We start from the raw sequence: 9461 nt of genomic DNA, 5'->3' as shown, positions 1-9461 counted from the left end.
TACGTTCACAATTGTGAACGCCATTAATTAGAATGGCGGTATAAACACTTATACCTTTTCAAAGAGGCGGATTTTACCCGTTCATTTGCCAATCCGCAGGAGTAGCAAGCGTCAAATATCCCGACACGCCAGACAGAAATCATACAAAAGCGCGGCATCCAGCACGGGCAGAGAAAAGCCAGGGCCCGGATTCGAACCGGGATAAAGCTGATCTGCAGTCAACCGCGTAGCCACTCCGCCACCCTGGCAAGGTCGGTCCACCGCTGTGGGCTGTCTCCTATGTAAGCCTTCCGCGAATATATCCACTGGCATGTCGGCAATATCTGCCGGGAGAAAAAAAACGAAACGATACCAGAAAGTAAAACATCGGATTGTCGGGATACTCCGGGTCATATCACGAGGGGATTGCCGCTACATTTTGCCGTCTTCCCAATGCTTATGACAGAGTGTGCGTAACGAATCAGCGTTCACAATTGTGAAGAGGCTCCCCGAATGCGAATTACGCCACACGCAGGAAGAAAGTATACAATTCGATTGTGGGTTCCTTCCTGGGGACGCAGACAGAGCAACCAGGAGAGAGTCGCTGCACCGAACGGAACGGACACGAGAACAGGACGTTCCAGAGGTGATAAAATTGCATAAAACCAAACAAATCAACCAGAGTGTCCAGCAAAGCCAGCATTTACCACGACAGAGGAGCCTCTGCCATTTCGGGCTATCCATCGAAAACGCAGCCCAGAATGAGAGAGAAATGGAGATTGATACGATCATAAGCATCGATCTCGAAAAATGGCTCATCAGGAACAAATAAACGAAGAGTCCGGAATGTGAAGAGACACGGTTCCGGGAGAGTCGGGGAGAGGAGCACCGGTTTTTCTCAAGGACGCCCCGGCACATTCCTGCTTCCGGGTCCCTCCCCATGACCGCCGTATGCGGAAGATCGCACCTGCAACCGCCGAAAAAGAGATTCGCCTCCCGGTTCAATTATCGGAAAGACCGAAGAGAGATCCAAGGATGTGATTGAATGCCATACCAGGAGAACAGACTCAGGATCGGGTATCTCTCCACCGTCTACCACACCTCATTCGTCCTGCAGGGAACCGAGACCCTGCAGGCGCTCGGCATACAGGCAGAGTGGACCCTCCACCCGTCAGGCCCGGATATCGTAAACGCAATGCGGGAGGGGAGCCTTGATCTCGGCTATATCGGCCTGCCGCCGGTGATCATCGGGATCGACAGAGGCGCCGCGCTCCGGTGCATCGCCGGGGGCCACATCGAGGGGACCGTCGGCATTGCGGGGGAAGAGTGGAAAGCCCTCGACGAGTGCGCCGGCGTACCTGCATTTCTCTCACAGTTCAAGGGGACCGCCATCGGGTGCCCTCCGAAAGGATCGATCCACGACGTCATCGTCAACGATCTCCTCCGAAGATACGGGATAGACGATATCCGGGTGATTAACTACCCCTGGGCGGATTTCATCCCGGATGCACTCTTAAACGGGGAGATCTCAGCGGCGGCGGGAACACCCGCGCTTGCCGTGACCGCACGCCGCTACGCGAACGCGAGGATCGTCATGCCCGCGGATGTCGTCTGGCCCTACAACCCGAGTTACGGCATCATCGCCGCGGGAGAGGTGGCCGAACATGCCGCCCTCTTCTCCCGGTTCCTTCGGGCCCACGAAGAGGCGTGCGAGTTTATCCGGCACGATCCGCATGGGGCTGCCCGGATCGTCTCCAGGGTGACGGGGGGGATGGTTGATCCCGGGTTCGTGATGGAGGCTTACACGATCTCCCCCAAGTACTGTGCCGCACTCCCGAGAGAGTACATCGCATCGACGATGAGGTTTGTGGAGGCTCTTGCCGCGGCAGGATACATCTCCGGCCCCATCCCTGAGAAGCGGATATTCGATACAACCCTCATCGACGAGGTGCATCGCGCGCCGCCCCACTACGAGGCTGGTCTCAACCTCTCCCCGTGAGAGGAGACGGCTGCTCTTCCCAAAGACGCCCCATCCTCCCCCCGTCGCAGGTGAATTTTTGCGGTTTCACCCGTTGCGGAAGTTCTCCCGGATTCATCGAATATCGTTTTGCGCCGCGGTGTCTCCGACGGCGTCTTCAAATGACCGGGATGTCCGGGCACAGGTCCAGAATCGAGCAACCCCTGAGAATAATCTTTAGTATGCCGCCCTCAGGGGCCTATCCCGCCCCTGAGGGCCCGGCGCATAACTTCAGCCGTTTTTGGCTTCCCGTCCCGCACCTACCGCCGTGCAAACGAGTTTCAACAAAAGAAGAGCCAAGGCCCGGATTCGAACCGGGATACAGCTGATCTGCAGTCAACCGCGTAGCCACTCCGCCACCTTGGCAGGGACGTTCACACTTATGAAACTTCCATACTATCATACAACCCCTTACTACTTTACTGTTGACTCCCGGGCAATTTTTTCCGCATTCCGGCGCAGTGCCGCCCTTTCAATCCACCGAATGCGGCAAGAATCTCCCTGACAACAACCAATATATGCCCTCATCTCCACTATTTCCTATGGATTCACAATTGTGAACACTACGCAAGCCAGCAGAGCGCCGAGGAGAACCAGATGGAACAACAAAGGAGGAACCTGCAGGAGATGACACTTGAGGAGAAGGCACTGCTCGTCAGCATCGGGGCAGCAAGCATCGACGAAGAACTCATTAAAACTTTAAAAACAACGGCTACGGCAGGCCCGGGAGCCGGCGGGTCATCGTTCTTCCTCGTCTCCGGAGACCGGCGGGTCCGGCTCTCCATCAAAAGCGGCGCGCCGCTTCGGGTAGTCCCGGACGGAGACCGCGTTGCCGTTCTCCTGAACGGGGAGACGGTTGCACACGGCCGCCTGGAGCAGCCGCTCTGTCACTGCCCGGAACAGGCGTACATCACCGTCAGTGAGCGCTGTACCTTTAACTGCAGGTTCTGCCCCGTCCCGAAACTGAACGGGGGGATAAAGGATACAGATACCGTCGTACGGATGGTCGAGGAGGCAGCCTCCCGGGGAAACATCCGTGCAATCTCCCTCACAAGCGGCGTTGCCGACTCCCCGGAGAAGGAAGTGGAGAGGATGGTCGCGGTGGTGAAGGCGCTCCGGGCCCGGTACGACCTTCCCATCGGCGTCTCGGTCTATCCAACGGCAACCTCGACACGGGAACTCCGGGCCGCAGGTGCCGACGAGATCAAGTACAACGTCGAAACGATGGACCCGGAGATCTTTCGCGCCGTCTGCCCCGGACTCTCTCTTGAGTTCATTCTCGACGCACTGGCGGAAGCGGTGGACGTTTTTCAGAGAAATTTCGTTCACTCGAACTTCCTCCTCGGTCTCGGAGAGGACGACGAGTGCGTTAGAAGAGGCGTCACCCGGCTCGCGGAGATGGGGGTCATCCCGGTGCTCCGGCCGATCTCCTCCTCGCCCCTCAGAGCCGGTGAGATCACCGTGAATCGCCCGTCAAAAGAGCGTCTCATCCGGCTCGGAGAGATGACGCGCGAGATCCTGAAACAGAACAACCTGGATACGCGGAAGGCCCGGACGATGTGCCTTCCCTGCACCGGATGCGACATCACGCCGTTCCGTGACGTATAAGGGCGCGGCGATTGAACGGGCCGCGCGCCCGTCGTCGCCGGCAGGTTTCATCTGCGCCGCTCATCATAGGCGCTCCCCGCGAATGGAAACATTCTGCGGGGAGGTCGCCCTTTTCTCCGGGGACGCGCTGTAGTCCAGTGCGCATACCCCGCATTGCCCGGCAAACCCGGGCGCACACGATATCACCAGGTACGCAGAAATGTTCTATGAATAAGAAGTGTGGGAAGCATGCTGGATCAGGAGTTTGAACGGATAGGGAGGCGGCTCTTCCTCGAAGGGCTTGTCGGAGCGAACTTCGGAAACATGAGCGTGCGCGCCGAGGGCGGATTCTTCATCACCCGGACCGGCGCGTACCTCGACGCCCGGGAGATGCCGGTCTATGTGCCTGCTACGGGCGACGCTCCACCTGAAGCCTCAAGCGAGTACCGGGTTCATCGGGCGGTCTACCGCGAGACCCCGCACCGTGCGATCGTCCACGCCCACCCTGTCCATGCCGTCGCCGCGTCGCTCGACGCCGATCTCGTCCGGCCGGCCGACAGCGAGGGCGGGGCGCTCTGCCCGGAGATCCCGGTTGTTACCGGAAGTCCGGGGACCGAAGAGATTGCAAAAAACGTCGCCGGGGCGCTCCGTGAGGGGCATATCGTCATCGTCCGCGGACACGGGACGTTTGCCGCCGGAAAAACGCTGGATGAGGCGTATATCTACACCTCGATCACAGAGTACGCATGCCGGGTCCTCTACCTATCGGGGCGGCTTCGGGGGAGCCTGTAACTGCTCGATCTGGTGGATGGTCTCGCGGTGGAACCCGAGGAGCATATCGCTGATCACGCCGAACATGAAGATCTGGAAACCGATGGTGATCAGGAGGACCGTGAGGATGGTGAGCGGCAGGTGCTCGATGTCCTTGAGCCATTCAAGCACGACATAAACCCCGATAACCCCCCCGGCAAGCGATATGAAAAGTCCGATGATCCCGAAGTAAAAGATCGGGTTGTTCATCTTTGCAAGCCGGTATATGGTCGAGAATATCCTGATGCCGTCCTGGAACGGGTTTAACTTCGTGGTGGTGCCGGGCCTCGCGAGGTACCGAACCGGGATGACCGCGACCTGCTGCCCGTTCCTCACTGCCTCGACCGCCATCTCCGTCTCGATCTCGAACCCGGCCTCCTTGAGGGTCATCTGCCGAACCGAGTGAAGCGTAAAGGCGCGGTAACCGGACAGGATGTCGCGGAGGTCTTTTCCATGTGCAAGTTTGAATATCAGGTTGAGGAGTTGATTGCCGAGGAGGTTTAACCGGGTGAACGCCGCCCCATCGGGATTGACAAGGCGGTTGCCGATGACGTGATCGTATCCGCGCCCGAGAGGAGCGAGCATCCTCTCCGCGTCGTTCGGCGAGTAGGTGCCGTCGCCGTCAAGCATGAGGATATAGGGCTTATCGATGACCTCCACGGCCTCGATGATGGCGTTGCCCTTTCCCTTTCCCGTCTGTGTCCGGACAACCGCGCCTGCGGATCGTGCGATATCGGGTGTACCATCGGTACTATTTCCGTCCATGACGAGGATGTTAAGAAAACCTCGTTCTCTGAACGCTTCGACCAGTTTGCCAATCGTCGGTGCCTCGTTCAGCGTGGGGATGAAGATGCATACCTCATCTCGCTCGACGTTCATTAGTGTACTATATCTGATTAAATCTCATAAGGACTTCGTATGCACGTAGCCAAATCGGGGCTCCGGGTCCTCGGTATCGCCGAGAGTTACTCGGGGAGGGAGCAGTCCACCCTTGCCGGCGTCGTCATGCGAAAGGACCTCCGGATCGATGGAGCGGCCTTTGCCCGGGTGACCGTCGGAGGGTCCGATGCCACCGATGCGGTCATCCAGATCGTTACCGGACTTGCCCGCAGGGACATCAACCTCCTGATGATCGGCGGGAGCGTCATTGCCTGGTACAACATCATCGACCCGGCGGCGGTACGGGACGTAACCGGACTCCCCGTCGTCATCACCACCTATGAGGAGTCCGGGGGGCTCACGGAGGAGATCCACCGACACTTCCCGGACGATGCCGGCAGGCTCGCTGCATACCGGCGGCTCGGCGACAGGACGCCCGTCCGGTTACATACCGGGTATGTGCTCTTCATCCGTCCTTATGGGCTCTCCCTCACGGATGCTGCGAGGCTCTGCAACGATTTCACGCGCGAAGGAAGGGTGCCCGAGCCGGTCAGGGTGGCACGACTCATCGCCCGCGGCATCCTCCGATCGTCCAGGTTCGGCGGGTCAGGTCCTGATGACCATGACCGCTGAGGTCACGTGATCGACGACGTAGGAACTGACACTCCCGAGGAAGAAGCGGTCGAGCCGGCCCCTGCCATGCGACCCGACCACGACGAGGTCGGTGCCGAGTTCCTGCGCGAGAGCGGTGATCTCCGCGCCGGGGTGCCCCCAGCGTTTGTGGAGAGTTATCGGGACACCGGCGGCGGCAGCTTTCCGTTCCGCGTCGGCAAGGATCGCGTCCGCCTCCCGATCAAGCGAGTCGAGAAGCGCCTGCCTTGCCATATCCGGAGGCTCGAGTCCGTCGAGAGGAAGAGCGGGATACGTACCGGTCGAAACGACGTGCACGGCATGCAATGGAGCCTTGCTGGCGTGGGCGAGGGCCACGGCTTTTTCAAGCGCACGGCGGCTGATCTCCGATCCGTCGACGGCGACGAGTATCGAGTTGAACATAATACTCTCTTGAGAACGTCCTGATACAAATACATGGTCTCCGGCGAGGGGACGCGGTCGACTTCACGCCCGCACCGTGTGTTTCGAGATCACCTTTCCGGTCCGGGTATCCACGATCTCAACGGTGACCTCTGCGTTCGGATAAAGTGTACAGTCGGCAAGATCCACGATCATCTCCTCGCCCGGGTTCCAGTAAGGGGAACGGCAGCCTTCGCCTTTGATGTATCTCACCCCGTAGTGGTGCGACGGTATGAGGAGGTGGCCGTTCAAGGTCTGGACGATACAGACCTTCTGGCCGTTTAAATAGAAAATTGCTTTCAGGGCGTCGTTCTCGTAGACCGCGGTGCCGTTGTTGAGGAGGAAAACCCTGCTTGCATAGGTCAACTGTCCGGTCTCGTCGCTGTAGTGTGAAACCCCGGTTATGATGATCGGAGGAGGCAAAGGCTCCGTCCAAGACGGGATCAACGCAAGCACCGTCAGCAGGAGAAGAGCGGCGAGGATGATGGTAACGGCGACCATCAGAATTGTAGCGTGGACGTTCGAAACTGCGCGGTCGCTCTCGCCGGCCTGCCGTGTTGCGTAGAAGGCGCCACCATACAACTGATCTTTAATGCCGCATCATCTCACGACCGCAGGGGTGCTGGCGCGTGTGGGTCTCAGCCTCCGGAGATGGTTACGCTCACCGAACATCCGCCGATGAGAAATTTATTACGGTACGTATAAAGATATCGAAATGGTTCGACGACGGTGGAAGGGAACAGAAAATATTGTTCGGGGCGGCCGGGCACACCCACCTGTCCGTGCCCGGGACGAGACCTGCGGAACGAGAGAGGAAAACCTTCATCTCTGCGAGATCAAGAGGGGGACCATGGCTGAAGCAGAACAAACCCAACCACCCGGCTACGTAGACCTGGCACGGAGCGGCGAACTTGAGGAGCGGGCGCGGCGCGCGCACGAGGTGCTCCGCGACTGTGTCGTCTGCCCCCAGGAGTGCCGCGTGAACCGCATTGAAGACGAGCGGGGGTTCTGCCGGACCGGGCTCTTCCCGATGGTCTCAAGTTACAGCCCGCACTTCGGTGAAGAGCCGCCTCTGGTGGGGAGATACGGGTCGGGAACGATATTCTTCTCCGGCTGCAACATGCGGTGCGAATTCTGCCAGAACTTCGAAGTCAGCCAGTGCGGATTCGGCCCGGCAGTCTCATGCGAAGACCTCGCCGGAATCATGCTCCGCCTGCAGGAACGCCGATGCCACAACATCAACCTGGTCTCCCCCTCGCATGTCGTCCCCCAGATCCTCCGTGCGGTCGCCCTCGCCGCCCTCCAAGGCCTCCACATCCCGCTGGTCTATAACTGCGGCGGTTACGACTCTGTGGAAACCCTGTACCTCCTCGACGGCGTCATCGACATCTACATGCCGGACGCCAAGTACGGCCGGGATGGTGTGGCGTGGGAACTCTCGCATGCCCCCGACTACACCGCTCGCATGAAGGCCGCGCTGAAAGAGATGCACCGGCAGGTAGGCGACCTGGAGGTCAGAGACGGTCTCGCGGTGCGGGGCATGATCATCAGACATCTGGTGCTCCCCGGAAATCTCGCAAACAGCGAGATCGTGATGAAATTTATTGCCGAAGAGATATCACGGAACTCCTACGTAAATATCATGGCCCAGTATCACCCGGCATGGAGGGCGGCCGACAGAGGAGGGAGCCCGGTGCTTGCGGCACTGCAACGTCCGATCACGGCGCGGGAGTATGGGTATGCCGTCCGTTGCGCGGAAGAGAACGGACTCTCACGGGGATTTCCCTGAGAGATGCCTGGCATACTCCTGGATAGAGATCTCACCGAAAAAATATTCACTAGAACGTCCAGAACACTGTGCAATGCAGGCGAGGGGAGAAACAGAAATCCGGTACGCGGTGATGAGCGATATCGGGAGACGGGAACGAAATGAGGACGCCTACCTTGTCGACCGGGTGGAGGGATATCACATATTTGCCGTCGCCGACGGTCTCGGGGGGCATGCCTGCGGGGACGTTGCGAGCAGGACGGCAGTCACCGTCCTCGCAGAGGTTGCACGCAAGAATCTCCCGGATATAGAGCCCCCGGAACTGATTATACACGCATACAATCTCATAAACGCTACGATTCGGGAGTATAATCATGAGAGGCGCCTGGACGCCGGGACAACGCTTTCGGTAGCGATTGTCGGCGAATCGGGCAGGTGCTGGATCGGCACGGTGGGCGACAGCAGGACGCACGTCATCACGCCATCGTCCGTCTGGCATACGCGAGACCAGAGTTATGTGCAGAGCCTGGTGGATTCGGGCGTGATCACCCCCTCTGAAGCGATGCACCACCCGAGAAAGAACATTCTGACACAGGCGCTCGGACTGGATGCCCGGGTGCAGGTCGATCTCGACCGCGTGGAACTTGCCGGAGCGGTCCTCGTCATCAGCTCGGACGGGCTCCACGACTACGTCCCGGAGAGCGCCATCCAGAAGATTGTGCTCGCAAACGAGCCCGGCACGGCATGTCGGCAATTGCTCGCCGCCGCCAGGGACGCGGCAAGCACCGACAACAGCACCGTGATAGTCGCAAAAATGTGACCGGATCACCGACCCGGGTCACGAAGAAGACGTCCCGTCCGCTCCCGCATCGCGGAGCGCCGCAAGGATTGCCGCACGAACGCCGTCGGCAGTCTCGTCTTTGAGGGCAGCCCGGAGCGCCCCGAGCGCCTCCTCACCGCCGATCTTCCCGAGGGAACGGGCGGCGCTCCGCCGCACAAACTCGTTCTCGTCGTGCTGCATGACCCCGAGGTGCGCGACCGCACGCGGGTCGCCGACGAGGCCGAGGCCCTTCGCCGCCATATAACGGACATGGTCTTTTGCGTCGTCGAGGGCCGCGACGAGGGGCGCATACGCTTCGCCGTCACCGACGAGGCCGAGGGCTTCCGCCCCACGGTAGCGCACCTTCCAGTCGTCGTTCTGCAGTAAGGCTATGCAGGCAGGTATCGCCGGTTTTCCGATTGCGGCAAGCCCGTGCATCGCTTCCGCCCGAACCGCTTTATCCGGGTCAGTGAGTCGGGAAAGAAGAGCGCGCAGGTCCTGCATACGGGAACAATCGTCTTCCGGGCATG

At 59.7% G+C, this 9461-nt stretch carries 10 protein-coding genes and 2 tRNA genes; 6 read left to right on the top strand and 6 right to left on the bottom strand.

From position 1 onward, the window contains the following. Window positions 1-176: 176 nt before the first annotated feature. Window positions 177-248 (bottom strand) — tRNA-Cys (locus BP737_RS14340). Between the two features lie 776 nt (window positions 249-1024). Between BP737_RS14340 and BP737_RS14335 the strand changes: the two genes are divergently transcribed. Next, window positions 1025-1978: an ABC transporter substrate-binding protein gene (locus BP737_RS14335; protein WP_342686289.1), complete on the top strand. Its 954-nt coding sequence runs from the start codon at window positions 1025-1027 to the stop codon at window positions 1976-1978. A 312-nt stretch (window positions 1979-2290) separates the two neighbouring features. On the opposite strand, the gene BP737_RS14330 is transcribed toward BP737_RS14335, so the two are convergent. Beyond that, window positions 2291-2362, bottom strand: a tRNA-Cys gene (locus BP737_RS14330). A gap of 231 nt (window positions 2363-2593) precedes the next feature. On the opposite strand from BP737_RS14330, the gene BP737_RS14325 reads away from it, so the two are divergent. Together BP737_RS14325 and BP737_RS14320 are read left to right on the top strand one after the other, a co-directional pair. Next, window positions 2594-3604 (top strand): radical SAM protein, encoded by a 1011-nt coding sequence (locus BP737_RS14325; protein ID WP_292405148.1) that lies wholly within the window; start codon window positions 2594-2596, stop codon window positions 3602-3604. 228 nt (window positions 3605-3832) lie between these two features. Next, window positions 3833-4375, top strand: coding sequence for an aldolase (locus BP737_RS14320; RefSeq protein ID WP_292405151.1), 543 nt, complete (start codon window positions 3833-3835; stop codon window positions 4373-4375). Here BP737_RS14320 and aglJ read toward each other — a convergent pair. After that, a complete protein-coding gene (gene aglJ / locus BP737_RS14315; protein ID WP_292405153.1) occupies window positions 4346-5272 on the bottom strand; it encodes an S-layer glycoprotein N-glycosyltransferase AglJ in 927 nt (308 codons plus the stop codon). The genes BP737_RS14320 and aglJ overlap by 30 nt on opposite strands. Before the next feature lie 39 nt (window positions 5273-5311). Here aglJ and BP737_RS14310 point away from each other — a divergent pair, with 39 nt between their 5' ends. Further along, complete coding sequence (locus BP737_RS14310; RefSeq protein WP_292405156.1) at window positions 5312-5905, top strand: DUF99 family protein; 594 nt, start codon at window positions 5312-5314, stop codon at window positions 5903-5905. On the opposite strand, the gene BP737_RS14305 is transcribed toward BP737_RS14310, so the two are convergent. Both BP737_RS14305 and BP737_RS14300 read right to left on the bottom strand, forming a co-directional pair. Beyond that, the gene (locus BP737_RS14305; RefSeq protein WP_292405159.1) at window positions 5879-6325 is read right to left on the bottom strand and encodes a universal stress protein; all 447 of its coding nucleotides are present in this window, start codon (window positions 6323-6325) and stop codon (window positions 5879-5881) included. The genes BP737_RS14310 and BP737_RS14305 overlap by 27 nt on opposite strands. A gap of 63 nt (window positions 6326-6388) precedes the next feature. Beyond that, a complete protein-coding gene (locus BP737_RS14300; RefSeq protein ID WP_292405163.1) occupies window positions 6389-6925 on the bottom strand; it encodes a type IV pilin in 537 nt (178 codons plus the stop codon). 268 nt (window positions 6926-7193) lie between these two features. Between BP737_RS14300 and BP737_RS14295 the strand changes: the two genes are divergently transcribed. Further along, the gene (locus BP737_RS14295; protein WP_292405165.1) at window positions 7194-8132 is read left to right on the top strand and encodes a radical SAM protein; all 939 of its coding nucleotides are present in this window, start codon (window positions 7194-7196) and stop codon (window positions 8130-8132) included. Window positions 8133-8205: 73 nt separating this feature from the next. Next, window positions 8206-8931, top strand: a complete 726-nt coding sequence (locus tag BP737_RS14290) for a PP2C family protein-serine/threonine phosphatase (RefSeq protein WP_292405168.1) — start codon at window positions 8206-8208, stop codon at window positions 8929-8931. 18 nt (window positions 8932-8949) lie between these two features. On the opposite strand, the gene BP737_RS14285 is transcribed toward BP737_RS14290, so the two are convergent. Continuing rightward, window positions 8950-9435 (bottom strand): HEAT repeat domain-containing protein, encoded by a 486-nt coding sequence (locus tag BP737_RS14285; protein ID WP_292405172.1) that lies wholly within the window; start codon window positions 9433-9435, stop codon window positions 8950-8952. Window positions 9436-9461 lie beyond the last annotated feature (26 nt).

The organism is Methanoculleus sp. UBA291 (assembly GCF_002499755.1).
In the GTDB taxonomy this organism is placed as follows: domain Archaea; phylum Halobacteriota; class Methanomicrobia; order Methanomicrobiales; family Methanoculleaceae; genus Methanoculleus; species Methanoculleus palmolei.
This window is presented reverse-complemented; position numbering and strand designations above follow the sequence as displayed.